The organism is Aquifex pyrophilus, from assembly GCF_054656935.1.
Genome location: NZ_BAAHXJ010000004.1, coordinates 1 through 24,274, shown reverse-complemented (window position 1 = coordinate 24,274; position 24,274 = coordinate 1). Strand labels below are relative to the sequence as shown.

Here is a 24,274-nt window from a genome sequence, read left to right as displayed (position 1 = left end):
TTAAATATAGTAATCCAGAAGGACTATAAGAAAGAAAGCGACGCTTATCCAGCCGTTCACCGTAAAGAAGGCCTTATTTATTTTTGAAAGGTCGTAGGGCTTTATGAGGCTGTGCTCGTAAAGGAGGAAGAGGGCTATCAGGATTAAACCGAGGAAGTATAAAAAGCCGAGCCTCTCGTGGTATAAACCGAGAATAAAGAGGGATAAAAAAGTTATTGTGTGAAAGGCCCTTGCGAACTTTATGGCCTTTTCTATTCCGTATTTAACGGGAATGGACTTGAGTCCCACCTCTTTGTCAAACTCGTAGTCCTGAAGGGCGTAAAGGACGTCAAATCCCGCAACCCAGGAGGCCATAGCAAGACCGAGTATGAAAGCGGTAAAGGAAACCCTCTCGTTTAGGGCAACGTCAACCGCAACGGGTATCAGGAAGTAAACGAGACCGAGAACGAGGTGGGGGTAATAGGTTATCCTCTTTGCCTGGGGGTAAAACCAGAGTAAAAAGAGAACTATCGGTGATAGAAGGAAGGCAAGGAAGTTAAGCATAAGGGCGGAAAACATGAATATGAGGCTTCCTATAAGGATTATTCTCCTCACCTCTTCCTTTGATACCTCTCCCTTTACGAGGGGCCAGTTCTTGGTTCTGGGGTTTAACCTGTCGTAGGGCTCATCAATCAGCCTGTTTAAGGCCATGCCCACTGTTCTCGCACTCACGAGGGCGACCACAATCCAGAAGAGCTTCCAGAAGGAAGGGAATTCCTCCGCAAGGATTAAGACGCTCGCGAGGGCAAAGGGTAGGGCAAATATGGTGTGTTCAAACTTGACGAGCTGGGCATAACTCCTTATCCTTTCCATCTATCTTAACTTTAGCATCGCAATCGCTACTATAGCAAGGAGAACGGATACTATCCACATTCTTATAACGATTTTCGGCTCGGGAACACCCGCAAGCTCAAGGTGGTGGTGAAAGGGAGCTCTCCTGAAAAGTCTTTTCCCCTTGGTCCATCTGAAGTAAATTATCTGGAGTATAACGCTTATGGTTTCAAAAACAAAAACGCCTGAGGCAACAGCAAATATGAACTCGGACTTTATGAGGAGTGCCACCGTCCCGAGGGACGCGCCTATGCTGAGAGCTCCGACATCTCCCATAAACATCTGTGCGGGGAAGGAGTTAAACCACAAAAACCCGAGCCCAGCACCGACGAGGGCAAAGCAGAAAACCGTAAGCTCCCCCGCATAGGGAACGTAGGGTATGCCGAGGTATTTCGCTATCCCGTGGTGTCCGACCGCGTAGGCAACAACCCCGAGGGCTGTCGCGGTGGTCATAGCGGGCCCAATCGCAAGTCCGTCAAGCCCGTCGGTTAGGTTAACCGCGTTCGCACTTCCCACTATAACGAAGACGGCAAAGGGAATGTAAAGAAGACCGAGGTCAAGGTATAAATCCTTAAAGAAGGGGAAGTATAGCTTCGTATCTATTCCCGCCCAGAGGTAAATGAGAAGGGAGGTTATGAAAGCAAAAAGAAGCTGGGCTAAGAACTTAGCTTTTATGCTTATCCCCTTCTTGTTTTTCAGCTTGACGTAATCGTCCCAAAGGCCTATGAGTCCGAAGGAGAGAAGGGAAAAGAGAACCACCCAGGTGTGCCTTACGTCCCACCTCATCAGGAGGAGTGAGGAAATGAGAAGAACTATGAGGATAACTATACCCCCCATAGTTGGGGTGTATTTCTTGCTCTGGTGGGTCTCGGGCGTGTACTCCCTGACGTATCCCCCGAAAATTCCCTGAATTTTCTTTAACCTCTCTATGAAGGCGGGAGAAAGGAGGAGTGTTATGAAGAAGGCTATTAACGTGGCGGTAAATGAACGAAAAGTGATGTACTTGAAAACGTTAAAGATGAACCAGTAATCCCTCAGGATTATGGCAAGGTGGTAAAGCATCTCAGTCGCACCTGTTCCTGCTGAAAAGCCTGTCCAGTATTATGGCGACCGCATTCCTTACCGAAAGGTGGTTCCAGTCCCCCGCTCCGTATATGGGCTCAAGTATGTAGTCAAAGGTGTTCATAAGGTCGGGGGGTATGCCGTGCCCCGTTCCGAAGATAATCAACCAGTCCCTGTCCCTCTTTTCTATCTCCCTTTTCAACTCAGAATACTTAATCGTGTTCGGATACTTTCTCGCATCCGTTCCCACAAGAACTGGCCTCCTTCCCCTTTCCCTCTCTATATCCTCAATCACCTCATCAAGGGTGTAGGCAAGCCTGACGAGCTGAACAATCTCGTATCTCGTGGGGTTTGCCCTCCTTCCTTCTTCCGAGAGCCAGTAGTTTATCTGTCTCTGGATAACAATCCTCTGGGCGTCTATGGGCTGGACTATGTAAAACCTGTTAATCTCGTAAGCCCTTGCGGGACGTGCTATATCGTGGAGGTCCATCGTCGTGAAGGAGGTTACTATAATTTTTCCCTCCTTATCCATTGCGGGGTAATGGAGAAGAGCTATAAAGACGTTATCGTTTTTCATAGAAATGGAATTATACTCCTATTTATGACCTTCATTATATTGCTTTCATACTTTCTCGCATTCCTTACCTTTCTATTTGCGAACTTCTCCCAGAGAAAGGGAGCATTAAAGGTATCTTATGCCCTCTTGGGAATCGGTTTTTCCCTTTATCTCCTTTCACTTCTTTCGGAATACGTTAAAACGAAAACCTTTCCCGTAGGGGACATTTACGGAATGGTTTCTTTGATAGGAAACCTTTCCGCATTTATGTTTATACTTCTCTCAAGGAAGTATGACTTCTCCCTTTTCGGGGCTATAGTTTCCTTCATAGCCTTCCTGACGACCGTTTTCACCATTCCCTCAAGGTCCCTCGGCTTTTCAAATCCCCTTTATATACTTCACATAATAAGTGCGGGGCTTTCCTACGTTTTTCTTATTTTCGGGGGCTTTACCTCCTTTTCAAAGATTCTCGTTGAGAGGGGTTTAAAGAGGGGTAATATAAAGCTTCCTTTCGCTCCCCTGAGGATTTTAAAGAAGCTTGAGAAGAGCTTTATAATTTTGACCTTCGTGGGTTTAACGCTCACGTTGATATTCGGAAGTCTCTGGGCGAAGGCGTACCTCGGTATCCACTGGGTAAATGACCCGAAACTTCTCGCTACGCTCCTTCTATGGATTTATTACGCCTTCCTCTCCCATATGTATTTAATAAGGGCATTTAAACCTTCCCAAATTTCCTTTCTCTCCCTTCTCGGAACCTTTCTGGGTTTAATAGCCCTTCTCTTTTTCAGGCATTCCTTTTAATATCTTCAAGCTTTCTGGCTGCCGCCATCAACACTGCTTCCGCCACAACCTCCCCGTTTACCTTAGCGACACCTTTCATCTTTGAGAGAACTTTTTTTAGGGATATCACCTCAAGCTCAAGGATTAGCTGGTCCCCGGGGTAAACGGGCTTTTTAAATCTCGCATCGTCTATTCCCGCAAAAACCACAGCATACTTCCCTATCTCAAGGTTCAGGGACTTTATCATGAGTATCCCGCCGACCTGTGCCATGGCCTCAAGAATGTAAACGCCCGGGAAGAGGGGAAAGCCGGGGAAGTGTCCCTGAAATACGGGCTCGTTAACGCTCACGTTCTTAAGCCCCACTATCCTTTTCCCTTCTTCTATCTCAAGTATTCTGTCAACGAGGAGTATGGGATACCTGTGGGGCAAGATATTCATTATTTCCTGAATATCCATAAGGACATTTTAACATTTTTTTATGGTTCTTCCTCCTTTAATGCCCGCTGTCTTTCTCAGAAGGCTTAACCGTTTCGTGGGAGAGATTTTCCTAAAAGGGAGAATTGAGAAGGCTCTTATAAGGAATACGGGAAGGCTTGAGGAGCTCCTCAAGTTCGGGAACGCGGTATTCGTTAGGGAGAAGAAAGGCGGAAAGTACGGATACGAAATCATACTTTCAAGGGCACAAAAGAGTCTTGTCTGCATAGAGTCCCATTACGCGGTAAAGCTTTACGAGGAGTATTTAAGGGAAAAAGGCATTAAGGATATAAAGAGAGAGGTAAAGGTGGGAAAACACAGGTTTGATTTCCTCGTGAGAAATAAGCTCGTTGAAGTAAAATCCGTTAACCTCGTTAAAAACGGGGTTGCCCTATTTCCCGACGCTCCTACAAAGAGGGGAGCAAGCCACATAAGAGAGCTTATCAAGCTCAGTAAGAGGTATAATCCCCTTCTTGTTTTTGTGGTTCAAAGGGAGGATTTTTATAGGTTCATGCCTAACTGCGAGAGGGACAGGGAGTTCTGCGAAGCTTTTTACGAATACGTTGAGAGGGGTTTTCCCGTTGAAATTTATAAGTGCAGTGTTGGGCTTGAGGAGGTTAAAATTGTTGAAAAGATACCTTTTGAGATTTAAACTAATAAACTTCTGAAGGAGGTAGGAAATGCCGAATACGAGACAGGCAAAGAAGAGAATGAGAAGGGACGCAAGAAGAAGGTTGAGAAACAGGTATCACCTCTCAAGGATGAGAACCTACATAAAGAACTTCAGGAGGATGATTGAAAACGGAGAGATTGAGAAGGCTAAGGAGTATATAAACGAGGTTATAAGCGTTATTTATCACACCGCCTCAAAGGGAGTTATTCACAAGAACGAGGCTGCGAGAAGAGCCTCAAGGGTTTACGCACTCCTGAATAAAGCCCTCCAGCAACAACAGGCTCAATCCTGAGGTGTGTCGCTGAAATCAACGTAGGAGTCTTCCTTTCTCTCTTCCTCTTTAATTAACCTTATGTATTCCTCCTTAAGGTCTTGAGTTGTGCAGTAATCGTCTTCCTCAAGACAGGTTATCAGGTTTGCATCCTCAAGCAATTGGATTAATTCCTTGCTCATAACACACCTCCTCGGGATTTTTACGAGTTTTAATCTAAATTTTTAAAACGAAAAAGGCAAATTTAAAACAATTTTTTGAGAAATTCTAAAACAGGGTTTTAAAATCAGGCGAAGAGCTTCCCCGGATTGAAGAGATTTTTGGGGTCAAAGAGTTTCTTTATTCCCTTTAAGAGCTCGTATCCCGTTTCCCCGAACTGCCACTTTAAGAACTTTCTCTTGGTTAGTCCGACGCCGTGCTCTCCCGTGATTGAGCCGTGGTAAGAGAGGGCAAGCTCAAAGACTTCGTCAACCGCCCTTTCCGCCCTTTCCTCTTCCTCCCTGTTTGATTTGTCATACAGGAGGTTTACGTGCAGGTTTCCGTCCCCTATGTGTCCGAAAACAACCATGAGGAGTCCGTATTTTTTCGCTATCTCCCTGAGCTTGGGCAGGGCTTCGGGGAGGTATGTTCTCGGAAAAACTATATCCTCGTTTATCTTTCCGCTCTTCAGGTTTCCGAGGGCTGGCCCGAGGTTCTTCCTTGCGGTCCAGAGCTTCTGGGCTTCCTCCTCACTTTGGGCAACTTCAACCTTCGCACCAAGCTCCGAGAGAATTCTTCCCACTTCCTTAATCTCCTCTTTTACCGCCAAGGGGTGTCCGTCAACCTCTATGAGAAGAAGAGCCTCCGCATCCCTTGGGAGTCCTACGGGTTTGTAGTCCTCAACAGCCCTTATTGCATCCCTGTCCATGAACTCAAGGGCGGAGGGGAATATGCCCGATGTGAGAATCTTGCTCACCGCTTTTCCTACCGTTTCAAGGTCGTTGAAAACCGCAAGTGCTGTCATGCGTGCCTTGGGCTTGGGTATGAGCTTGAGGGTTATCTCCGTAAAAAGACCGAGCGTTCCCTCAGAACCTACGAGGAGCTTTGTTATGTCGTATCCCGCAACGTCCTTTAAAACGGGGCTTCCCGTCTTTATAACGTTCCCCTCCTTTATAACCGTCTCAAGCCCGAGAACGTATTCCCTCGTCACTCCGTATTTCAGGCATCTGGGACCTCCCGCGTTTTCCGCAACATTTCCTCCTATAGTTGAGTATTTAAAGGAGGATGGGTCCGGAGGATAAAAGAGTCCGAGCTTCTCAACGTATTCCTGGAATTGATAGGTTATGACGCCCGGTTGAACGGTAGCTGTAGCGTTGTCAACGTCAACGGTAAATTTATCCATCTTCTCAAAGGAGACGACCACTCCGTCTTCCCTCGTGGGAACAGCACCGCCCGTAAGGCCCGAGCCCGCTCCCCTCGGGAATATGGGAATATCTTCCTCGTAGCATACCTCAACGAGCTTTATAACGTCTTCCCTGTTTTCAGGGAAAACGACAGCGGCCGGTATGCTCCTCTCAATAGGTATAGGCGTCGCATCGTAGGAGTATAACTTCCTCTCAACTATTGAGTCCTTTACCTTTCTCTCTCCAAGGGCCTTTTTCAGCCTCTCAACCTTGTTCGTAATTACAGCCATGGGAATAATATAGGAGATAACGGAAGAATGAAAAAAGGAGGGAACTCATAAGAACTTCTCAAGGAATTTAAGCTCCTTCATAGCTCTGTGGTTTGTCAGGTCAAGGTCAAGGGGTGTTATTGAGACAAAACCGTTCATAACAGCCCAGTAATCGGTCCCCTCCTCAGCGTGCCAGCCGAACTCCTCGGCCGCTATCCAGTAAAAGGGATTTCCGTAGGGGTCTAGATACTTGAACACCCTTTCCTTGTAAGCCCTCTTTCCCTGCCTCGTTATCATATACCCCTTTATCTCCTCATACCTGAGGTTGGGAATATTTACGTTGAGGTATGTATCCTCGGGAAGTCCGTTCTCAAGAACCTTCTTCACTATGTCAACGCAAACCTTCGCCACCTCGTCAAACATTATTGAGCCCTTACCGAAAACCGAGAAGGCAACGGAGGGAATGCCGAGAATTCTCCCTTCCATCGCTCCCGAAACCGTTCCCGAGTAAGTTATGTCCTCCCCGAGATTTGGTCCCTCGTTAATCCCCGAAAGAACGAGGTCGGGCTTCTTTCCCTCAAGTATGACCCTGTATCCGAGGTGAACGCAGTCCGCGGGGGTCCCGTCAATAACCGTGTAAAAATCTGTATCTATCTTTCTCATCGTTAGGGGCTTCGTGAAGGTGAGGGAGTGCCCAACTCCGCTTAAGTTCCTGTCGGGAGCAACCACAACAACCCTCCCGAGGGGCTTCAGGGCTTCCCTGAGGGCGTTTATCCCCGGCGAGAAGTATCCGTCGTCGTTAACGATTAAGAAAACAGCCATGTCAATCCAGTATTTTAACCGCTCCCTCCCCTATCACCTTTCCCCTTATTACCCTGTCCGAGAAGGGAGACAAAACCCTAACGTTTTCGTTCATAAATCCGTTATCAAGAGCTTTCCCGTCAAAAACTATGAATAAATTCCCCTTTTCGTAATAAACTCTCACCTTTTCCCCCCTCTTTACGAGAAAATCCTTCTTCAAATCCCTTCTTTTTATCACCTCTCCCTTCTTTATAAATCTTTTTGAAATGAAGTTCTCAACGGGTTCTTTTATTTGCTTACATCTGCCGAGATAAATCTCCCTTCTTTCAACGTTTATTTTACTTAACCTCTCCCCGGGGTTTATATCCCTCTTTGAGACGAGAACCTCGCACTTCCAGAGGAGGTTAAGCCTAACGGTTCCGACTTTTTTATTCTTGAAGTAGATAAAGCCTCTCGGATGATTTTTATAAACTTTCAGCTCAACGCTTTTGTAATCTTCGGGGATTTTTGTTAGGATTTCGTAGGATTTTAACTTTACCTCGTTTCCGAACCTTTTCTTTAGTTTCTCTTTTATTAAGCTTTCTAAATCAAGGGAAAGGGTTATTAAGGGGAGAAGGCTAACGGCGTAAATTAGCCGCCTGAGATAGCATTTCATCAGCTGCCTGTATGCCCTTTGAGTTAAACTCGTAAGCCCTCTGGGCTATTATGAGGTTCACCATCTCCTCAACTATGTTCACGTTTGCACTCTCAAGGTATCCCTGGAGGAGCGTTCCGAGTCCCTGATTTCCTGGGTTGTCTATTATGGGCTCTCCAGAAGCGGATGTCTGTATATAGAGGTTGTTTCCTATCCTTCTCAATCCCGCGGGATTTATGAACTTGGCGAGCTCTATCCTTCCCACCTCTTCAACCTCGGTTGCCCCCTGCCTTAGAACGCTCACCGTTCCGTCTGAGGCTATGCTTATGCTTATCGCGTCCGCGGGTATCGTTATCTCGGGGTCAAGGGGGTAACCGTCGCTGTTAACTATCCTCCCCTCGGAGTCAAGCCTGAACTGGCCGTTTCTCGTGTACGCTATCGTCCCGTCGGGCAGAACTACCTTAAAGAATCCGTCCCCCTGTATGGCTATATCAAGCTGGTTGTCCGTTTTCGTCAAGTTTCCCTGAGTGAATATCCCGTATGTATCCGCCACGTAGGTTCCGAGTCCTATCTGGAATCCCGAAGGCGAGCGGGTCGTCGGAGATGTGGGAGCACCTGGTTCCTCAACCGTCTGGTATAGTAAATCCTGAAAGGTTGCCCTCATCTTCTTGTATCCGACCGTGTTCACATTTGCCATGTTGTGGGATATGATGTCAAGGTTTGTCTGCTGGGCTGTCATACCGGAAGCTGAGGTCCAAAGGGCTCTGAACATTACAAATCCACCTCCCTTACTTAAAATTTTAATTTAGGTAATGAAGATTAATCAGAGCCTGGAACTCAAACTTAAGACGAGTCTAAACCTCCTTTTAAAACAACAGGTTGAAGTTCTCAGCCTTCCCGTTCAGGAGCTTGAAAGAATAATAAACGAAGAGGCGATAAGTAATCCCTTCGTTAAAGGTATTTTTAGGAAGATTCCAAAAAGATTTTATACATCCGAGGAGTTCACTTACGAAGTCCCCTATGAGCCGAAGGAGATTGAGGTTCTTGAGGAGAACGTGAGAATAGAATTCAAGGGAAGGGAGAGGGAGATAGCCCTTGAGCTTTTAAGGTTTATAGACGAAAAGGGATTTCTGAGGGAAGATATAAATAAAATAGCGGGGGAGCTCGGGATTAGCCCTCAGAGCCTTGAGGAGATAAGAAGAAAGTTAATGAGGCTTGAACCCCTCGGAGTCTGCTCAAGGGACGTGTGGGAGTTCCTTGAGATTCAAATTGAGGAGGTTTACCCCGAAGAAGCTAAGGAGCTGAAAAAAGCCCTTTCCCAATTTCGTGAAACGGGAAGAATACAGGAAAAAGTAAAGGAGAAGCTCTCAAGACTTAGGCTCTCACCCCTTGTACCCCAGGGTGAGAATGTAAGGCTTTACAAGGTTGACGCGATTATTGAAGAGGAAGACGGGGAGCTAAGGTATTACCTGTATGAGGAGTTTATTGACATTGACCTAAACGAGGAGTATTGGGAGATTTACAGAAGCTCAAAGGGGAAGGTTAAAGGATACCTGAGGGAGGCCTTTGAGAGGTATGAGGCTATTAAAAAAGCCCTTGAGATAAGGAAAAGAAATCTCAGAGAAATACTCGGTATAATCGTTCAAAAGCAGGAGGGATTCCTCAAGGGCGGGGATACCTTAAAGACATTAACAATCAGGGAGGTTTCCGAAAGGCTTGGAGTTCACGAGTCCACGGTGAGCAGGATAGTTAACTCAAAGTATGTAAAAACACCTGTTGGAACCTATCCCCTCAGGTTTTTCTTTGTGAGGGAATCGGTTGAGGGAACGTCTCAGGAAGAGATACTCACCTTAATCAAGGAGATTATTGAGAAGGAGGACAAATCAAAACCCCTGAGCGATGAGGAGATAGCGAAAATTCTCCAAAGCAGGGGGGTAAACGTCGCGAGGAGAACCGTAACAAAATACAGGGAGATTTTGGGCATTCCTTCATCCAGAAAAAGAAGGAAAATCTAATAAACTTCTATTTATGGACACGAGGGAAGAGGCTAAAAAGCTCTCAAGGGAAGTTCTTTTAAAGCTGATGGAGTGCGGGACCGAGATAGACGAGTATTACAGAAGGTTCAGGGAGCTAAGACTCCTTGAGGACAGGAGTCCCTCCTTTCAGAGTGCTCTCATAAACGTTGAACACGCCTTCTTTATGGTCGTTCAATCTATTAACATATTAAGGGAGCAGTTAAAACTCCTTGATGTAGCGTCAAAGAAGAAGGAAATTGAGTGATGGGACTGAGGGTAGCACTCTTTGACCCCGAAGAGGATATAGAGCTACTCCTTTCGGACATATTCGGAGTAACGGGACACGAACTCTTAACGATAAATAAGGAAGAGGATATAAAGCGTGTTGTTTCCCAGGATATAAAGCTCTTCATACTCCCCTTTTCCCACGTGAAAAACTGGGTTGAGCTTCTGAGGGAGAAGGTATTAATACCCGTTTTCATAGTGAAGGATGAGAGTGAAGAGGAAAGGCTTCTAAAAGCGGGATTTAACGAGCTTAACATACTGAGAATTCCCTTCAATCCCTTAGAACTTCTTGAGAAGCTCGGAGCTCTTGATAAGTTAAGCGTTGAGAACTTTAAAGAGCTCGGCTTTATAAACACGATTCTAAAATCCTTCCTTGAGAAAAGAGGATTGAACCTAAAAGTATTTTCCGAAAAGGGGGAATGCTGTTTTAAAACTTACCCTCTAATACTCCGCTGTGAAAGGGATAAACTCAGGGAAATTCTATCCGCGGTCTATAGCCTTGAGGATTACGATGGAGATGTAAAAGGGAATGAGGAGCGTTTAAGTGCACTTCTGGATTATCTCCTTCAGGAAAGGGAAGTTGTTTGGAAATCGGAGGAAAAAAGAGGGGAAGCTGTAGAGGATTTTATACTTCTTTTCTGGGAAGAAGAGTACAAAGGTGTTTTCAGAAAAAACGTATACTTCTTGGACCTGGATGGTTTCTACATTCTCGTGAACCTGTGCCCTTCAAAGGTTTTGAGGAAGCTCGTCAGAGGTCTCAAAGAGAGGGGGATAGGTTTCAAAGATGTGAAGTTAATTCTTCTTTCGGACTTTGATACAGAATGTGCGGAAATTCTGAGAAGGATTTACGCCTCAAATCCCAATGTGATAACAGTAGGAAGGGAGAGACTGAAGTTCTACCTTGAGAATCTCGGATTGAGAAACGTAAAATTCAGGGCTGTTGAAGATATACCTACCTCGCTTATAAAAATACCGACGGGATACAGTATAAGGTTGTTTCCTATTACTCCCTACCCTGGTTTTCCCTCGGTTGTCTACCTTCTTGAAGAGAGAAATGCTTTATTTACGGGAAGATTTCTCGGGAACTTCAATGGAGAAGAAGAGGAGCTGAAGAAAATTTTTCACACAGCGTACTTTCCCTGCGAGGAGTTTCTAAAGAAAAATCTATCCCTATTTAAGGAGCTTTCTGAAGATATAAAAGTATTTCCATGGTACGGAAAACCTTACAAGCTTAATAATACGGTAAAGATGTTAAGTGAAATGGACTATCCGAAAGAGTATCCCGTTGACGGTGAAATCGTTTTAACGCTTCTAAATAGGATATTTATGCTTCTTGACGATGAAGAAAGGGAGAACTTTATAGCTAACCTTAGGGGGACTGTAGAAGTTGAGGAGGGAATTCCCTCAAACCTTTACGCATCTCCGAATCTCGTTTACGAGATGAGTATAAAGGCACTCCTTAATTCCGTAAGGGATAAAGAGAAGTTTTTCGGTATTTTAAAGGAGCTTTCAAGGTATCCCTTTTATATACCTTCCCCCGAAATGTAAAATATGGCCTAAAGGAGTTGGGAATGGGTATACATGAGACCGCCATTATAAGCGGAGACGTAAAACTTCCCGATGATGTGGAGATAGGAGCTTTCACGGTAATTGAGGGGGATGTAAAGATAGGAAAGGGAACGAAAATAGGAAACAGGGTAACGATAAAGGGAAAGGTGAGTATAGGGGAAAACTGCAGGATTTACGATGGGGCTGTTATAGGAGAGGAGCCCCAGCATTTGAAGTATGAGGGAGAGGAAACCTCGGTTGAGATAGGAAACAACGTGATAATAAGGGAGTACGTAACGATACACAGGGGGACAAAGCTTGACAAGGAGAAAACTGTTATAAAGGACGACGTTATGCTTATGGCTTACTCCCACGTTGCCCACGACTGTGTTGTCGGCAGAGGGGTTATAATGGCAAACTGTGCAACCCTTGGCGGACACGTTGAAGTGGGGGATTACGCATTTATAGGGGGGCTTGCCGCTGTTCACCAGTGGGCAAGGGTGGGGGCTTACGCGATGGTGGGCGGACTCACAGGCGTCTCTCTTGACATACCCCCCTTCACTATAGCATCTGGACAGCACGCAAAACTCTACGGCGTAAACATCATAGGTCTCAGGAGGAGAAACTTTTCCGAAGAGGTGATAAAGGCTATAAGCAAAGCTTACAGAATTCTATTCAGAAGTCCCCTGCCAAAAGAAGAAGCCATAAAGGTAGTTCTTGAAGAGCTCGGGAATTACAAAGAGGTAAGAATGATGGTTGAGTTTATAAAGAGCACGAGGAGGGGTGTAGCGAGACACCACAAGGATTGATATCATGAATTAAATGAAAGCTTTAATACTCGCAGCGGGACTGGGAACGAGGTTCAAGAGCGATAAACCAAAGGTTCTCCACGAGATACTCGGCAAGCCCATGCTCTGGTATGTGATAACAAACGTGAGAAACGGGAGAATAGAGGATATAGCGGTAGTCGTAGGACACAAGGCGGAAGAGGTGATGGAAGCCTTTAAGGGAGAAAACCTAAAGTTTTTCTTTCAGAAAAATCCAAAAGGGGGAACGGGAGATGCGGTATTATCCGCGAAGGACTTCTTCAGTTCTTACGATGGATACGTCCTCATAATAAACGGGGATACACCGCTCGTTAGCGGGGAAACCATAAGGAATATGCAACAGTTCATTTACATGGTTCAGGCTTACGAGGGTGTTAAGCTGAGCGGTGTTGTTCTCACAACCTACATGGCGGACCCCACGGGATACGGAAGGGTTATAAAGGAGGAGGGAACGGACAGGATAATAAGGATAGTTGAGGAAAAGGACGCAACGCCTGAGGAGAAGGCTATAAACGAGGTGAACGCGGGAACTTACATCTTTTACGCCCCCCATCTCCTTGAAGCCCTCTACAGCATAAAGCCGAGTCCCACAACGGGAGAACTATACCTCACGGACGTTATAGAGTATATGACCGCTAAGGGATACGAGGTGAGGAGCTTCATGGCAAAAGAGCCGACGGAAGCCCTCGGGGTGAATACGAGGTGGGAGCTTGCCCTTGCGGAGAACGTCATAAAGCTGAAGATAGCGAGATACTGGAGCGAGAGGGGCGTAACCATACATTTTCCCGAAACCGTTTGGATAGAACCCGACGTTTCCCTTGAAAGGGACGTTGAGATATTCCCGAACACAGCCCTTAAGGGAAGAACGAAGGTAAAGAAGGGAAGCGTAATAGGACAGGGAAGCGTGATAAAAAACACAACTATAGAGGAGAACGTGGTCGTTAAGGAATATAGCGTTATAGAAGACTCTCACGTAAAGAGCAACGCTGTAATAGGTCCCTTTGCGAGAATAAGGAACGGAAGCGAGATAGGGGAAGAAGCGGAAATAGGGAACTTCGTTGAGGTTAAAAAGAGCAAGATAGGAAAAGAAACGAAAGCAAAGCACCTCGCGTACATAGGTGATGCGACTCTCGGGGAGAACGTAAACGTAGGAGCAGGAGCGGTTTTCGCAAACTATGACGGAAAGAAAAAGCATGAAAGCCACGTGGGAAGCAACGCATTCATAGGGAGCAACTCCCTCCTTATAGCTCCCATAAAGATAGGGAATTACGCGTTTATAGCAGGGGGGAGCGTTCTTAATAAAGATGTTCCTGACGAAGCCCTCGCGGTATCCCGTCCGGAGCTTAAGATAATTCCGAAAAGGGGAAAGAAACTCCTCTCGGAATAAAATTAAATTGAGGGGCTATGAATAAACTCTTTGAGTGGTTTAACGAGAGAACCGAAAGGGAAAAGATAATACTTGTAGTGTTTCCCTTTCTCCTTATCGGTGTATTCTACTACCTCATGTTGAATCCATTGCTCAGCGAAATAAATAGGGTTGAAAAGGAGTTGAAAGATTTGAAAGATGTATCTTACCTCCTCATAAGGAAAAAAGCCCTTGAAAAGGAGATAGAAAAACTGAAAGGGGAAAGGGAAATAAGGTTCTTAACTGTAAAGGAGATTTACAGTAAAGCGAGGGAAAAGGGAGTACACATACTTGAATGGGAACTTGCGAGTTTTACGAAGAATATATTACCGAAAAAAAACGGACTTATGTTTTCCGATTCCTCTAAATTGAAAGGAAGTATAAAGACTTCTTTAGATATTTATAAGCTTAAGGTAATTGCTTCCGAGGAAAATCTAAAGAGCTTTTTAAACGGATTAACGAAGGATTCTTTAACCTTTGTTATAGGACTCTACACAGGCTGCATCTCAAGAAGAGAGCTCATGAGAAGGGAAAATCCACCTCTTGTGTGTGAGGTCGGTGATTACAAAAGGTTTTTATGCGATAAGGAAAGCAAGGATATACCTTTCTATATAGTTACCTTGGGGACTATAAGAATGGAGGAAGGAAAATGATGAGACTTCTTTACATTCTTATTTTAATAATTTTTGGCTTCGGTGCTTCGCAGGAAATTCCTCCCCTTGAGAACATAAACAGAATAGGAAAGATAGAGATTTACATTGACGGATACGTTTATAAATACACGATTTTTGAGGTTATAAAAGGAAGGGAAAAAACCGTTAACGCTTACGTATACACGGAAGATGTAAAGAAAATTGGGAAAAAATATAGAAACTTCACCGTATTGAGGGCGGATTTCCAGAACCTTAAACTGGGAACAGTCATCGTTTCCCTCGCCAAGATACTTAAGAAGAATGTAATATTCGGAACGGAACTCTGGAAAAGTTTTCAGGTAAGTAAAAATGTATCGGAAGATTTACAAGAAACTTCTGAGTATACCCTTCAAATAACTACAACCGAAGATATATCAATAGGAAGTATACAAGGAAAGAAGTCCGAAACGAGCTCACCTAAAAAGGAGACTAAGGCATTAAGGAAGAACAAAAGGATAACCGAGAGCATATCCCTTCCCTCATACCTATTCAGGGATATATCTCTCGTTATTAATTCCCCCATTTCCGCGGTAGATTTGTTCAATACAATTCTGGAGGAGTACAACTTAATGGCGGTAAAGGAGAGGGGAAACATAATTAAAATATCGGTTAAAGGAAATTACGAAATTGATGTTTCGGATTTAGATGAGAATCAGATAAAAAAGGTGTTGAAAAAATTAGAGGAAAGAGTTTCCCCTTCCGCAAGGATAGTTTACGACAGGGATTTGAAGAAGATTTATATAACGGATTTAAAAGAAAATATTGAGAAATTAAAAGACTTAAAAGAGGAACTACTGAAGGCGGAAAAGAGAAAGAAGGCTGAAAAAGAACTAATAAGAATTTTTTACTTTAAAAACAGAAGAGATTTGGAAGTAGCCCAATCTCTCTTGAAGGAGAGATTTGGGGAAGGTGTTGTTACAGAAACCGATGAAGATTTCAACGCTCTAATCGTGTTCACAAATTCGGAAGCAGTTTATAAAGAACTGGAAAATATTCTAAAACCTTTAACAAAAGGTGTATCGGAAACTTACATTACAACAAAGGTTTTCTTCGTGAGATATATCTCTCCTTTTGAACTGAAAAAGGAAATAGAACCTTTTCTTTCCGAAGAAGGAGAAGTTTACGTTCTTAAGACGGGAGGTTCTCAAAAGGGAGGGCGTGAGGCCCAGGGCACCGGAACGGACAATGTTGAAATTACACAGGGAGAGTTCAGTATTAGTAAAACCAGAAAGACTTACTTTGAGGTGAGGAACGCAATCTTAATAAAGGATTATCCCGAAAGGATAAGGGAAATCTACAATAAATTCAAAAAATTTCTCTCCGAAAAGCCCTTAAGGATAAGAATTAAGGCGAGGTTTCTTGAAATAAGGAAGGACTTAAAAAGGGAACTCGGTCTGGCAGGCTGGAACGTTCTCTTTTCCCAGGCTTCGGTTCCGAAATTCTGGCAGACAGAAACGACCTTTGAGCCTGCGACGGAATCCGCGGGACTTCTTACTTTTATATTCCAGAAAGGAAAGCTTAACCTACTTGACCTCAGGTTGAAGGCTTACGAAAGGGAAAACAAGGCGAGAATTATATCCGAGCCATATATCGTTACGTTAAACGGGGAGCCTGCGGTGATAAACACCCAAGTTGAGTGGCCTATTCCCAAAGTGACGATTAGCCAAAATACCGCGGATATAACCGTTGAGTATAGGGAAATTCCATTAACCTTAATAGCGACTCCCGTAGTTCTTCCGAACAACCAGATACTCTTAGACATCGGACTCCTCAGGGGAAGGATTGTTGAGATAAGAAGGTTTCAGTCCGTTAATATAACGCAGGATATACCAGTAATAGAAAGCTCAAGAATAGACGTAAAGATTCCCGTGAACAACGGGGACACCGTTGTGATAGGGGGTATAGTTGAGAGAGAGAAGAGAGAGACAGAAAGAGGGATTCCAGGGCTAAGAAAGGTTCCCCTGCTCGGCTGGCTTTTTAAGGACCAGATAAAGGAAAACGCGGACAGGGAACTCTTGATATTCCTCACTCCAGAGCTTGTTGAGAGCGAGTGAGAAATTCCTTAATTCTCTCTTCCCACTTCTTTGCCTTTCCGTAAACCTCTTCCTCGTCAATTGTCTTTAGCTCCCTCTTTTCCATAAGAATTCTTCCTCTGCATATAACCGTGTCTATCGCCTCAGAAGGTGCGGAGTAAACGAACTGGGCAACGGGGTCGTAAAGGGGAGCCATCTCGGGGAGGTCCGTCCTCACGAGAATGAGGTCCGCCTCATACCCCTCTTCTATTTTTCCCGCTTTTATCCCCACGGCTTTAAATCCGTTTTCGGTTGCTATCTTCAGTGCGATTTTTGCGTCTATTGCCTTTGCGTCAAGATTTGCACCTTTGTGGAGCTTGGCACAGGTTGACATTTCCTCGTGCATGTTCAGGTTGTCGTTTGAGGCTGCCCCGTCGGTCCCGAGACAAACGGTTATGCCCCTCTTCACATAGTCTGGAACGGGTGCTATGCCCGAAGCGAGCTTCAGATTACTTTCAGGGCAGTGGGCTACCTTCACCTTCCTCTCCCTTAAAATCTCCCTTTCCTCTTCGTCGGTCCATACAACGTGAGCGCACAGAACGTTTTCCCCAAGAAATCCTATATCCTCAAGGTGCCTTATCGGGGTTTTACCGTATTCCTCCTTTATTCTCTCAACCTCCCCCTTCGTCTCGGAAACGTGTATGTGAAGCATTAGGTTGTATTGGTCCGCAAGCTCCTTCGCCTTCATCAATGTTTTGGGTGAGCATGTGTAAGGAGCATGGGGGCATATAACGGGGAATACGAGCTCCCTTCCCTTGAACTCCTCTGCAAACCTTCTGGCCTTCTCTATATACTCCTCGGGAGTTTTCGCAACCTTAGTTGGAAAATCGAGAATTCCGAACCCGAGCCCCGCCCTTATGCCCACCTTCTCACAAACCTCACCGAGGTGTTCCTCGTAAAAATACATATCCATAAAAAGGGTAGTTCCGCTCTTTATCGCTTCAACAATCCCGAGAAGTCCGCCGTCCTTTACAAACTCGGGAGATACAAACTCACCCTCAAGGGGCCATATAACCTTTTGGAGCCAGTCCATTAAGGGGAGGTCCGCACCGAGCCCCCTAAGGAGCGTCATTGATATATGGGTGTGCATATTCGCAAAGGAGGGAAAGGCTATCTTCCCGTTTCCGAGTATGGTTTCCTTTGCTTCTCCATCTAAATTCTCGCCTATCTTAACGATTTTCCCCTCGGAAATTGCTATATCCCTTAAACCTTTCTCGGGAATTAATACGTTTTTTATCAAGAGGTCATACTTCATAAGAGGAAATTTTAACCCAGGAGAGTTCTCAGGTCTCCCGCTATACGGCTATTCGGAACCACCTCGTCAGCACCCAGCTTCCTCGCCTCCTCAATCAAGGAAATGTTCTTATGCCCGCAGTATCCTATAACCTTTGCCCCTTTTTCTTTTAACTCTTTTAAAACTTCAAAGGCCTTTGGGGACTCGAGGTTTATGAGGGCTACGGTATCCTCTCCGACGTCCTCTTTTTTTACAAGCTCCGCGTTAAGGTTCTTGAGCTGGCTCTTTATCCTGGAAGAGAGAATAAGGTTCGTATCGTATAGAAATACCTTCATGTTGTGTATTGTGGGGCTTTTTCTACGCTTATTCTCTGAGATTTCTCAAACTCCGCAAGCCTCTTAACGAGCTCGTAATTAATGCTGTGTCCTCCCCTAAAGGAGTAAACCCTTCCCACAAAAGGCTTTCCGAGGAGGTAAAGGTCTCCGAGTATATCAAAAACCTTGTGCCTTACGGGCTCATCTTCGTATCTCAAGCCATCGGGGTTATAAACCTTTTCCTTTCCCATAACGAGGGTATTCTCAAGGCTTCCACCCTTTCCGAGTCCCGCCTTCTTTATGAACTCTATTTCCCAATCAAAGCAGAAGGTCCTTGCAAGAACGATATCCTCTTCCCTTCCCCTCCTGAAGGTGAACTCCCTCCTTCCGAGGAAGTTGTTAAACTCACCCTCGTAGGTAATCTCAAGCTCTTCGGAGGGCATCGCACGTATGTATGAGTTTTCCTTAAAGACCTCAACCATTTCCTCAACCTTGAAAATCTCCGCTTCCTTATCCTGTTCAAGGGTTAAGTTTTTGAGGACCTTATAAAATTCCCATCCGCTTCCGTCCATTATGGGGATTTCCTCTCCCTTTACCTCTATAGTGAGGTTTGTTACACCGAGGAGGTGGAGAACCGAGAGTATATGCTCAACGGTCTTTATAACCTTGCCCTCCCTTCCGAGGTCGGTTGAGTGGTTTGTATTTACGACAAACTCATAACTTGCGGGTATAAAAACGCCTTCTTTGAAGAACCTTATTCCCGTTCCTTCTTCCTCGGGAAAGAGGATAACCTTTGACTTCTCTCCCGTGTGTATGCCCACTCCTTCAAAGCTCACCTCTTCCTTAAGCGTCTTCTCCTTCACCATCACCTATATTAATGCAAGTTTTATGCCATACCTTTCAGGAGCTTCACAACCTCCTCCGTTGAGGGTTTTGGGGAGACGAGTATATTCGTTATCCCCTCCTTCTCAAGGGCTTTTTTTGTAGTTTTGCCAATGGCTACGTAATTGAGCTTTAGCTTATCCCTTTTTATTCCGGCTTTTTGCAGATTTGCAAAAAAGGACTCAACCGCGGAGGGGCTGTAAAAGAGAATGTAGTCCCCTTTAAGCTTTTCTTTTAGGGTCCTCTCGTCATAAAGAACGGGTTCAACGGTGTAAACGTCAACGGGAAAAACGTCAAAGTTCTCCTCAAGGAGGAAGTTTATGAGCTCTTTTCTCCCTATGCTTGAGCGGGGGATTAGAACCTTTCCCTTCCTGAGTATTCTGAAGAGCCTTATCAACCCCCTCACGTTCTCCTCTTCGGGGACGTAATCGGGCTCGTATCCGTATCTCCTTAGCTCTTCTGAAGTTGTTCCTCCTACCGAAACTATCTTAGCCCCTTCCCTTATCTTCTCCCTATCAAGGAAGTACTTAACCGCTCTCTTGCTCTGGAAGACTATGTAATCGTAGTCCTCAAGGGGAAGCTTAAACTCAAGAGGAACGGTTCTTATGAGGGGGAGCTCAACAACCTCAAAGCCCTCATTTATGAAAATCTCCTTATCCTTCTTAAGGTCTTCCTCTTCTCTCGTTAGAATTACCCTCATAAAGGTATAATCTTGGCATACTCCTTCGCAAGTTCAAAGAACTTTTTAGCCCTATCCCTTGCCTTCTCCTTCTCTTCCTTGCTTAGATTTGGGTCCTCAAGCAGAAAGGAGTTTACCTTTCCCCTTACGTAAGCCCTGTAGCACTTGAAGAAGGGGAGCATAACCTCAAAGTCCTCGTCTCCCGTTGCCTCCCTGTAGGCCTCCTCGTAGGCTTTTGCGAGGTTCTTCTTCCCGAAATACTCAAGCTCCATGGAGAGGAAACACATATCGTTCAGAACGTCCCCGTATCTGAACCTGTCGTTAAACTCTATGCAGTCAAATATGCATATGCCCTCCTTCAGGAAAGCGACGTGTTCCGTTCTTATATCCCCGTGGCCGTCCCTTATCTTCCCTTCTCTCATTCTCTTCTCAAACAATCCCCTGTGAACCTCGTAAAATTTATTCGTTCTTTCCTTTATAAACTCGTAGTCCTCCCTTGATATGGTTATCCCTATATACTTTTCCGTCTGCTGGAAGTTCTCATCGGTGTTAAACTTCATAACCTCAAGTTTCCCGAACTCGTCAACCCTTTTCGCCCTCATATGGAAGTTTGCAACAACCTCTGCAACTCTCCTCATATCTTCTTCCGTCGTTATATCAAGCCTGTTTGAGAGTAGGCTCTCCTCGGGAATTCTCCTCATCTTTACCGCATACTCAACTACGTTCTTATTGCTCTCAATTACCCACCTTCCCCCTTCTTCGCTTATGGGAACTACCCCGAGGTATATCCAAGAGCAAAGCCTCCTGTTTAGCTCAACCTCTTTAAAACACATCTCCCTTCTCTTTTCAAGGGTTGAGTAGTCAAGAAATCCGAAGTTCACGGGCTTTTTAATCTTGTAAACGATTTCGGGAAGGATTAATACCCAAGAAGCATGGGTCTGAACAACTTTAGCTCCCAGCTCTTTAGCGAGTTTTAAAACCTTATCGCTGTTTTCCATTTAATATATACTAATAAAATTCGTGAGAACCTCAGGAGGTAAGGGATTGAGGAATATTGTCGTAACGCCCATGACCTTTGAACCCGTTTACGAGCAGGATGCGGAAATTGTTGAGAGAAAGGGAATAGGCCATCCCGATACCATATGCGATAACCTTGCGGAGGAGCTTTCCGTAGCACTCTCAAAGCTTTATATAGAACGCTTCGGTGCTATTATGCACCACAACGTTGATAAGGCTCTCCTCGTCGGTGGTGAGGCTAATCCCGTATTCGGAGGAGGGGAGGTAATATCCCCGATAGAGATATACCTCGTTGGAAGGGCTTTAAAGGAGTTTGAGGGAAAAGCCCTTCCCGTTGAAGAGCTCGCTGTAGAAGTTGCGAGAAACTGGATAAAGGAAAATATAAGAAATCTTGACCCCGACAAGCACGTAATAATAAAACCGAGAATAAAGCCCGGAAGTAAGGACCTCGTTGACCTTTTCCTCAGGTTTCAACAAAAAGGGGAAGTTCCCCTCGCGAATGACACCTCCTTCGGTGTCGGATACGCACCCCTTGACGACTTGGAAAGGATAGTTTTTGAAACGGAACAGCTCCTGAACTCCCCCAGCTTCAAAGACGAGAACCCTTACGTCGGTGAAGATATAAAGGTTATGGGTGTAAGGATTAGGGACAGGATAAGGCTCACGATTGCCTGTGCCTTCGTGAGCAAATACGTAAAGGACCTAAATGACTACCTTGAAAAGAAGGAGTACATAAGGAAAACCGTTGAGGAAATGGCAAGGGGATTAACAAAGAGGGAGGTTGAGGTATTCGTGAATACAGCGGACGACCCCGAAAGGGAAAGCGTTTACATAACCGTAACGGGAACCTCCGCGGAACAGGGGGACGACGGACAGGTGGGAAGGGGAAACAGGGTTAACGGACTCATAACCCCTTACAGACCTATGAGCCTTGAGGCTGCAGCGGGGAAAAACCCTGTATCCCACATAGGTAAGATTTACAACGTTGTCGCAAACGTAATAGCGGACAGGGTTGTGAGCGAGATTGAAGAGGTTGAGGAAGCATACTGCTATCTCGTTTCCCAGATAGGGAAGCCCATAAACGAACCTCAGGTCTGCGACGTGAAGGTAAGAACAAAGAAAGAGATAAAGGGGATTGAAGAACCCATAAAACGGATAGTTAACGAAGAGCTTGACGAGATGCCAAACACCTGGAAGAAGTTCCTTAACAAAGAGTTTGCGGTCGCTTAACCCCTCTTCCTCACAAACTCCTTTATAAACTTGAGTGCTTCCCTGTTTAACCTCTCCCTCTCTATTAAACCCTCTTCATTCTCAATAAGCTCAACGGCCCTCTCAAGAACCCTGTAAGCCTTTTCTTTTTCCTTAAGTATTCCGAGGGAGTAAAAGCCGTATAAAACTTTAACGAGGTCCTCCATAACCCCCTCCATCATCGTATCAAAACTGAACTTCCTGTATAGCTCTTTCCTCTTCTCTTCAGGGAGCTTGAGCAAGCTCTTTGCAAACTCGCACATCTTACACCAGGTCTCAAGGGTTTTCTCCCACTCCTCCCTTTTTGTCCCTTCAAGCTCTATGTTTATGAAGCTGAGCGTATACCTCGCAACGTAATCCTTTGCCTCTTCAATGCTTTTAAAAGGGGTTTCCTCTTTCTTTAAGAGATTGCTCAAATCAACCTTCATAAGTTAATATTATTTTATGCTCTTAATAATTTTACTCATAATTTCTCTCACCTTCGGCGTAGAAGGGTATCTCATAACGGAAGTAAACGGGAGTTTAGGAAGCTTTAGCCTGAAAAAGGAGATAAAAAGAAAGGTTTATATAACGAAGGATGCGTTAATAACCGAGACGGAAAGGGAGTTTATGGTTCAGAAAGTTGAAAACGGAAGACCAAAGATATACAGGGTGATAAAGAGCACAAAGTCCTATATGGATTTCTCAAAGATGGCTCCCCTATTTCTCGTCTCCCTTCCCTTTGTAGATTGTGAAAAGAGAGTATGTAAACTAAACAAAGATTCTTTTAAACCTACAAATGAATACAGAAAAATAGGAAAGTATAAAGCGAGAAAGGTGATAGTAAAAACGAGCTTTATGGGGGAAAATCAGGAGATTATTCAGTGGTATACAAAGGAGTGGAAGGAACTGATAGAAGCAAATACCCTTGAGAACGAATTTTACATAAACTTTATAAAAGCAATTATGAAGGAAATGAATCTGAGCGAGAAAAATATTCCCCTAAAAGAGATAAAAAACTTTCTGGGTTACATCGTAAGGGAGTTCGGAGGAGTGATAAGGACCGAACAGAGGAAGGTTTTCCTTACTTACTCTCAGGTGATAGAGGTTCGGAAGATAAGCATTCCCGATTACATATACAGGCTTCCAGAAGGCTATAAGAAGATTAGATAATATTAATAGTGGAGCACTTAATCAGATACAGGGAAAGGGAAAGAACTTTTAGAAACAGACTTATAGGACTGATGATTCTAATTCTCATTTTCCCCATAATCCTTTTCGGTAGATTAATTTACATAAATCTTTTTAAGGAAAATTTACTTGAAGAGTTTGGAAGAACCACGGAAATACTTAAGGTTCAGCGCTTCAGGGGAAGTATCACGGACAGAAATGGTGTCCCTCTCGCTATAAGCTATCCCGTCGGATATATATATCTGTATAAGTTTTATCTTTTTAAGGATAAGAATAAGGAAAAGGAATTTTTAATGAGACTTTCAAAAGAGTTAAAAATACCATACAATCGTTTAAAAGCGAAACTGGATAGAGTGAGAAACAAAAGTATAACAGAGTTCCTAACATTTCCTGTAGAAAAAAAAGCCGTAATTGAAAGAATAATAAAGGAAATTGATTACGATAAAGAACATAAAACCTACACAAAGCCCTTTCTTTCCGCACATGTCGGCGTTTCGGAAAAGTATGAGCGCTTTTATCCTCACGGACGTCTGGCCTCAAACCTTATAGGTTTCGTTAATAAAGAGGGGATAGGAGGTGAGGGCTTAGAGTACCAATTTGACGAATATCTCTCCGGAGGCAGAAAGAACAGCAAAAAACTCCTTGTTTACAGCGATAAAGGTCTTAAACTCCTTGAACTTAAGGAGGATAATTTTACACCTCCAGAAAACTTGAAGCTCTCTATAGATTACACGGTTCAAACCCTTCTCGAAAGAATTAAGAGAAAAATTGTGAGAAAGTGGCGTCCTAAGAGGGTAGTCATTATAGTTATGGAATCTGAAACAGGAAAGATAAGAGGTTTTACTACGTATCCCGACTACAACCCGAATGACTACGTTAAGTATTTCCCAAAATACACTAAGAACTACGGAGTTAACGACCTATTTGAGGTAGGTTCAACTTTCAAACCCTTTGTTGTTGCGTATGCCTTTGAAAGGGGATATATAAAAAAGAACTCCCTAATAGAGATTAATTACGGTGTCTTTAAACTCGATAAAAAAACAATAAGGGATATCTCAATCTACCTTCGGAAGCGAAGGTATATAAAACCAGAGGATATAGTCGTGTACTCCT

The 24,274-nt window shown here is 44.4% G+C and carries 28 protein-coding genes; 13 read left to right on the top strand and 15 right to left on the bottom strand.

Features of this window, described 5'->3' with window-relative positions; translation table 11 throughout:
- Genes ACYQZ0_RS02900 through ACYQZ0_RS02890 form a run of 3 tightly spaced genes read right to left on the bottom strand, consistent with a single transcriptional unit; the run spans position 1 to position 2,509 of the window.
- Positions 1-852, bottom strand: a complete 852-nt coding sequence (locus tag ACYQZ0_RS02900) for a UbiA-like polyprenyltransferase (RefSeq protein WP_459775023.1) — start codon at positions 850-852, stop codon at positions 1-3.
- The gene (gene mraY, locus ACYQZ0_RS02895) at positions 853-1,932 is read right to left on the bottom strand and encodes a phospho-N-acetylmuramoyl-pentapeptide-transferase (RefSeq protein WP_459775022.1); all 1,080 of its coding nucleotides are present in this window, start codon (positions 1,930-1,932) and stop codon (positions 853-855) included. It lies immediately after the preceding gene.
- Position 1,933: 1 nt separating this feature from the next.
- Positions 1,934-2,509: an RNA methyltransferase gene (locus ACYQZ0_RS02890; RefSeq protein WP_459775020.1), complete on the bottom strand. Its 576-nt coding sequence runs from the start codon at positions 2,507-2,509 to the stop codon at positions 1,934-1,936.
- A gap of 24 nt (positions 2,510-2,533) precedes the next feature.
- Between ACYQZ0_RS02890 and ccsA the strand changes: the two genes are divergently transcribed.
- Entirely contained in the window at positions 2,534-3,289 is a 756-nt protein-coding gene (ccsA, locus tag ACYQZ0_RS02885) for a cytochrome c biogenesis protein CcsA (protein ID WP_459775019.1), read from the top strand.
- Here ccsA and fabZ read toward each other — a convergent pair.
- Entirely contained in the window at positions 3,273-3,725 is a 453-nt protein-coding gene (fabZ, locus tag ACYQZ0_RS02880) for a 3-hydroxyacyl-ACP dehydratase FabZ (protein WP_459775018.1), read from the bottom strand. The two genes, ccsA and fabZ, sit on opposite strands and share 17 nt — an antisense overlap.
- A gap of 22 nt (positions 3,726-3,747) precedes the next feature.
- Between fabZ and sfsA the strand changes: the two genes are divergently transcribed.
- Together sfsA and rpsT are read left to right on the top strand one after the other, a co-directional pair.
- A complete protein-coding gene (sfsA, locus tag ACYQZ0_RS02875) occupies positions 3,748-4,395 on the top strand; it encodes a DNA/RNA nuclease SfsA (protein ID WP_459775017.1) in 648 nt (215 codons plus the stop codon).
- 28 nt (positions 4,396-4,423) lie between these two features.
- A complete protein-coding gene (rpsT, locus tag ACYQZ0_RS02870) occupies positions 4,424-4,708 on the top strand; it encodes a 30S ribosomal protein S20 (RefSeq protein WP_459775016.1) in 285 nt (94 codons plus the stop codon).
- Here the strand turns inward: rpsT and ACYQZ0_RS02865 are convergent.
- The 5 genes from ACYQZ0_RS02865 to flgG form a co-directional block, all read right to left on the bottom strand.
- A complete protein-coding gene (locus ACYQZ0_RS02865) occupies positions 4,699-4,869 on the bottom strand; it encodes a hypothetical protein (protein ID WP_459775015.1) in 171 nt (56 codons plus the stop codon). The two genes, rpsT and ACYQZ0_RS02865, sit on opposite strands and share 10 nt — an antisense overlap.
- Before the next feature lie 104 nt (positions 4,870-4,973).
- On the bottom strand, positions 4,974-6,359 hold the full coding sequence (locus tag ACYQZ0_RS02860) for an FAD-binding oxidoreductase (RefSeq protein ID WP_459775014.1): 1,386 nt from the start codon (positions 6,357-6,359) through the stop codon (positions 4,974-4,976).
- A gap of 45 nt (positions 6,360-6,404) precedes the next feature.
- Entirely contained in the window at positions 6,405-7,160 is a 756-nt protein-coding gene (gene surE / locus ACYQZ0_RS02855; protein ID WP_459775013.1) for a 5'/3'-nucleotidase SurE, read from the bottom strand.
- Position 7,161: 1 nt separating this feature from the next.
- Positions 7,162-7,794 carry a flagellar basal body P-ring formation chaperone FlgA gene (gene flgA, locus ACYQZ0_RS02850; protein ID WP_459775012.1) on the bottom strand — a complete coding sequence of 211 codons (633 nt, stop codon included), beginning with the start codon at positions 7,792-7,794 and terminating at the stop codon, positions 7,162-7,164.
- On the bottom strand, positions 7,757-8,545 hold the full coding sequence (gene flgG / locus ACYQZ0_RS02845) for a flagellar basal-body rod protein FlgG (protein WP_459775011.1): 789 nt from the start codon (positions 8,543-8,545) through the stop codon (positions 7,757-7,759). Before flgG ends, flgA begins: the two co-directional genes overlap by 38 nt.
- A 40-nt stretch (positions 8,546-8,585) precedes the next feature.
- Here flgG and rpoN point away from each other — a divergent pair, with 40 nt between their 5' ends.
- The 7 genes from rpoN to ACYQZ0_RS02810 are packed head-to-tail and all read left to right on the top strand — an operon-like array spanning position 8,586 to position 16,599.
- A complete protein-coding gene (gene rpoN / locus ACYQZ0_RS02840; protein WP_459775010.1) occupies positions 8,586-9,788 on the top strand; it encodes an RNA polymerase factor sigma-54 in 1,203 nt (400 codons plus the stop codon).
- A 13-nt stretch (positions 9,789-9,801) separates the two neighbouring features.
- Positions 9,802-10,053: a hypothetical protein gene (locus ACYQZ0_RS02835; RefSeq protein ID WP_459775009.1), complete on the top strand. Its 252-nt coding sequence runs from the start codon at positions 9,802-9,804 to the stop codon at positions 10,051-10,053.
- On the top strand, positions 10,053-11,621 hold the full coding sequence (locus tag ACYQZ0_RS02830; protein WP_459775008.1) for a hypothetical protein: 1,569 nt from the start codon (positions 10,053-10,055) through the stop codon (positions 11,619-11,621). The genes ACYQZ0_RS02835 and ACYQZ0_RS02830 overlap by 1 nt, the downstream gene beginning before the upstream one ends.
- 23 nt (positions 11,622-11,644) lie before the next feature.
- Positions 11,645-12,430 (top strand): acyl-ACP--UDP-N-acetylglucosamine O-acyltransferase, encoded by a 786-nt coding sequence (gene lpxA, locus ACYQZ0_RS02825; protein WP_459775007.1) that lies wholly within the window; start codon positions 11,645-11,647, stop codon positions 12,428-12,430.
- A gap of 13 nt (positions 12,431-12,443) precedes the next feature.
- Entirely contained in the window at positions 12,444-13,835 is a 1,392-nt protein-coding gene (gene glmU, locus ACYQZ0_RS02820; protein ID WP_459775006.1) for a bifunctional UDP-N-acetylglucosamine diphosphorylase/glucosamine-1-phosphate N-acetyltransferase GlmU, read from the top strand.
- 17 nt (positions 13,836-13,852) lie between these two features.
- Complete coding sequence (locus ACYQZ0_RS02815; protein ID WP_459775005.1) at positions 13,853-14,506, top strand: type II secretion system protein M; 654 nt, start codon at positions 13,853-13,855, stop codon at positions 14,504-14,506.
- Positions 14,503-16,599 carry a type IV pilus secretin PilQ gene (locus ACYQZ0_RS02810; protein ID WP_459775004.1) on the top strand — a complete coding sequence of 699 codons (2,097 nt, stop codon included), beginning with the start codon at positions 14,503-14,505 and terminating at the stop codon, positions 16,597-16,599. Before ACYQZ0_RS02815 ends, ACYQZ0_RS02810 begins: the two co-directional genes overlap by 4 nt.
- On the opposite strand, the gene ACYQZ0_RS02805 is transcribed toward ACYQZ0_RS02810, so the two are convergent.
- From ACYQZ0_RS02805 to ACYQZ0_RS02785, 5 genes are read right to left on the bottom strand one after another with little or no spacing between them, the layout of a single operon-like run.
- Positions 16,571-17,872, bottom strand: a complete 1,302-nt coding sequence (locus ACYQZ0_RS02805; protein ID WP_459775002.1) for an amidohydrolase — start codon at positions 17,870-17,872, stop codon at positions 16,571-16,573. The genes ACYQZ0_RS02810 and ACYQZ0_RS02805 overlap by 29 nt on opposite strands.
- 11 nt (positions 17,873-17,883) lie before the next feature.
- Positions 17,884-18,186 carry a hypothetical protein gene (locus ACYQZ0_RS02800; RefSeq protein ID WP_459775001.1) on the bottom strand — a complete coding sequence of 101 codons (303 nt, stop codon included), beginning with the start codon at positions 18,184-18,186 and terminating at the stop codon, positions 17,884-17,886.
- Positions 18,183-19,031: a UDP-3-O-acyl-N-acetylglucosamine deacetylase gene (gene lpxC / locus ACYQZ0_RS02795; RefSeq protein WP_459775000.1), complete on the bottom strand. Its 849-nt coding sequence runs from the start codon at positions 19,029-19,031 to the stop codon at positions 18,183-18,185. Before lpxC ends, ACYQZ0_RS02800 begins: the two co-directional genes overlap by 4 nt.
- A 20-nt stretch (positions 19,032-19,051) precedes the next feature.
- Complete coding sequence (locus ACYQZ0_RS02790) at positions 19,052-19,747, bottom strand: uroporphyrinogen-III synthase (protein ID WP_459774999.1); 696 nt, start codon at positions 19,745-19,747, stop codon at positions 19,052-19,054.
- Complete coding sequence (locus ACYQZ0_RS02785) at positions 19,744-20,724, bottom strand: gluconokinase (protein ID WP_459774998.1); 981 nt, start codon at positions 20,722-20,724, stop codon at positions 19,744-19,746. Before ACYQZ0_RS02785 ends, ACYQZ0_RS02790 begins: the two co-directional genes overlap by 4 nt.
- Positions 20,725-20,770: 46 nt before the next feature.
- On the opposite strand from ACYQZ0_RS02785, the gene ACYQZ0_RS02780 reads away from it, so the two are divergent.
- The gene (locus tag ACYQZ0_RS02780; RefSeq protein WP_459774997.1) at positions 20,771-21,973 is read left to right on the top strand and encodes a methionine adenosyltransferase; all 1,203 of its coding nucleotides are present in this window, start codon (positions 20,771-20,773) and stop codon (positions 21,971-21,973) included.
- On the opposite strand, the gene ACYQZ0_RS02775 is transcribed toward ACYQZ0_RS02780, so the two are convergent.
- Entirely contained in the window at positions 21,970-22,419 is a 450-nt protein-coding gene (locus tag ACYQZ0_RS02775; RefSeq protein WP_459774996.1) for a hypothetical protein, read from the bottom strand. The genes ACYQZ0_RS02780 and ACYQZ0_RS02775 overlap by 4 nt on opposite strands.
- A 16-nt stretch (positions 22,420-22,435) precedes the next feature.
- Here ACYQZ0_RS02775 and ACYQZ0_RS02770 point away from each other — a divergent pair, with 16 nt between their 5' ends.
- Positions 22,436-23,143 carry a hypothetical protein gene (locus ACYQZ0_RS02770; RefSeq protein WP_459774994.1) on the top strand — a complete coding sequence of 236 codons (708 nt, stop codon included), beginning with the start codon at positions 22,436-22,438 and terminating at the stop codon, positions 23,141-23,143.
- 8 nt (positions 23,144-23,151) lie between these two features.
- A partial coding sequence (locus ACYQZ0_RS02765; RefSeq protein WP_459774993.1) for a penicillin-binding transpeptidase domain-containing protein occupies positions 23,152-24,274 on the top strand: 1,123 nt, incomplete at its 3' end.

Bases quoted from the DNA above. Each gene is read 5' to 3' on its own strand.
- ACYQZ0_RS02900 (WP_459775023.1), bottom strand. From the start codon at position 852: ATGGAAAGGATAAGGAGTTATGCCCAGCTCGTCAAGTTTGAACACACC.
- mraY (WP_459775022.1), bottom strand. From the start codon at position 1,932: ATGCTTTACCACCTTGCCATAATCCTGAGGGATTACTGGTTCATCTTT.
- ACYQZ0_RS02890 (WP_459775020.1), bottom strand. From the start codon at position 2,509: ATGAAAAACGATAACGTCTTTATAGCTCTTCTCCATTACCCCGCAATG.
- ccsA (WP_459775019.1), top strand. From the start codon at position 2,534: ATGACCTTCATTATATTGCTTTCATACTTTCTCGCATTCCTTACCTTT.
- fabZ (WP_459775018.1), bottom strand. From the start codon at position 3,725: ATGGATATTCAGGAAATAATGAATATCTTGCCCCACAGGTATCCCATA.
- sfsA (WP_459775017.1), top strand. From the start codon at position 3,748: ATGGTTCTTCCTCCTTTAATGCCCGCTGTCTTTCTCAGAAGGCTTAAC.
- rpsT (WP_459775016.1), top strand. From the start codon at position 4,424: ATGCCGAATACGAGACAGGCAAAGAAGAGAATGAGAAGGGACGCAAGA.
- ACYQZ0_RS02865 (WP_459775015.1), bottom strand. From the start codon at position 4,869: ATGAGCAAGGAATTAATCCAATTGCTTGAGGATGCAAACCTGATAACC.
- ACYQZ0_RS02860 (WP_459775014.1), bottom strand. From the start codon at position 6,359: ATGGCTGTAATTACGAACAAGGTTGAGAGGCTGAAAAAGGCCCTTGGA.
- surE (WP_459775013.1), bottom strand. From the start codon at position 7,160: ATGGCTGTTTTCTTAATCGTTAACGACGACGGATACTTCTCGCCGGGG.
- flgA (WP_459775012.1), bottom strand. From the start codon at position 7,794: ATGAAATGCTATCTCAGGCGGCTAATTTACGCCGTTAGCCTTCTCCCC.
- flgG (WP_459775011.1), bottom strand. From the start codon at position 8,545: ATGTTCAGAGCCCTTTGGACCTCAGCTTCCGGTATGACAGCCCAGCAG.
- rpoN (WP_459775010.1), top strand. From the start codon at position 8,586: ATGAAGATTAATCAGAGCCTGGAACTCAAACTTAAGACGAGTCTAAAC.
- ACYQZ0_RS02835 (WP_459775009.1), top strand. From the start codon at position 9,802: ATGGACACGAGGGAAGAGGCTAAAAAGCTCTCAAGGGAAGTTCTTTTA.
- ACYQZ0_RS02830 (WP_459775008.1), top strand. From the start codon at position 10,053: ATGGGACTGAGGGTAGCACTCTTTGACCCCGAAGAGGATATAGAGCTA.
- lpxA (WP_459775007.1), top strand. From the start codon at position 11,645: ATGGGTATACATGAGACCGCCATTATAAGCGGAGACGTAAAACTTCCC.
- glmU (WP_459775006.1), top strand. From the start codon at position 12,444: ATGAAAGCTTTAATACTCGCAGCGGGACTGGGAACGAGGTTCAAGAGC.
- ACYQZ0_RS02815 (WP_459775005.1), top strand. From the start codon at position 13,853: ATGAATAAACTCTTTGAGTGGTTTAACGAGAGAACCGAAAGGGAAAAG.
- ACYQZ0_RS02810 (WP_459775004.1), top strand. From the start codon at position 14,503: ATGATGAGACTTCTTTACATTCTTATTTTAATAATTTTTGGCTTCGGT.
- ACYQZ0_RS02805 (WP_459775002.1), bottom strand. From the start codon at position 17,872: ATGAAGTATGACCTCTTGATAAAAAACGTATTAATTCCCGAGAAAGGT.
- ACYQZ0_RS02800 (WP_459775001.1), bottom strand. From the start codon at position 18,186: ATGAAGGTATTTCTATACGATACGAACCTTATTCTCTCTTCCAGGATA.
- lpxC (WP_459775000.1), bottom strand. From the start codon at position 19,031: ATGGTGAAGGAGAAGACGCTTAAGGAAGAGGTGAGCTTTGAAGGAGTG.
- ACYQZ0_RS02790 (WP_459774999.1), bottom strand. From the start codon at position 19,747: ATGAGGGTAATTCTAACGAGAGAAGAGGAAGACCTTAAGAAGGATAAG.
- ACYQZ0_RS02785 (WP_459774998.1), bottom strand. From the start codon at position 20,724: ATGGAAAACAGCGATAAGGTTTTAAAACTCGCTAAAGAGCTGGGAGCT.
- ACYQZ0_RS02775 (WP_459774996.1), bottom strand. From the start codon at position 22,419: ATGAAGGTTGATTTGAGCAATCTCTTAAAGAAAGAGGAAACCCCTTTT.
- ACYQZ0_RS02770 (WP_459774994.1), top strand. From the start codon at position 22,436: ATGCTCTTAATAATTTTACTCATAATTTCTCTCACCTTCGGCGTAGAA.